The sequence below is a fragment of the Bartonella vinsonii subsp. berkhoffii ATCC 51672 genome (assembly GCF_902825225.1).
GTDB classification, from domain to species: domain Bacteria; phylum Pseudomonadota; class Alphaproteobacteria; order Rhizobiales; family Rhizobiaceae; genus Bartonella; species Bartonella berkhoffii.
In genome coordinates this window covers 1-379 of the sequence record NZ_CADEAK010000372.1, presented here as the reverse complement: position 1 = coordinate 379, position 379 = coordinate 1, and the positions used below count along the sequence as shown (strand labels likewise).

Here is a 379-nt window from a genome sequence, read left to right as displayed (position 1 = left end):
ATCGAAAGTTGAACTGGTTTCAACAAGGCCGCAGTTGCAAGACCAGCATCTCGAAGAACACTCAAACCCGTATCATCAATATATTTTTCTATGCCTGCTATGCCTTGATTATCAACATTAACCATACCAAGAATATGCGAAGCTATAGGCCCACCTGGATAAAAACGACGTACTTCAGTACGAAAACCAATACCTGGAATACCAAGCGCCATAATTTGTGCTTTTTGTGTTGGAGTTAACCCACGTTGGATCCAAGAAAAACGAGATTTTCTTTTTAAGTGTTTATAAGTTTCTTGCCAATTGAGCTGGGGTAAAACTGTTGAAATCAATTCTATTGTCTCATCTATATCAATAATACGGTGTGGCTCAGCAAAAAGTG

1 pseudogene is annotated in these 379 nt (G+C 38.8%); it reads right to left on the bottom strand.

Features of this window, described 5'->3' with window-relative positions:
- Positions 1–379: pseudogene (locus tag J7R10_RS09660) on the bottom strand (penicillin-binding protein 2); the annotation flags it as partial.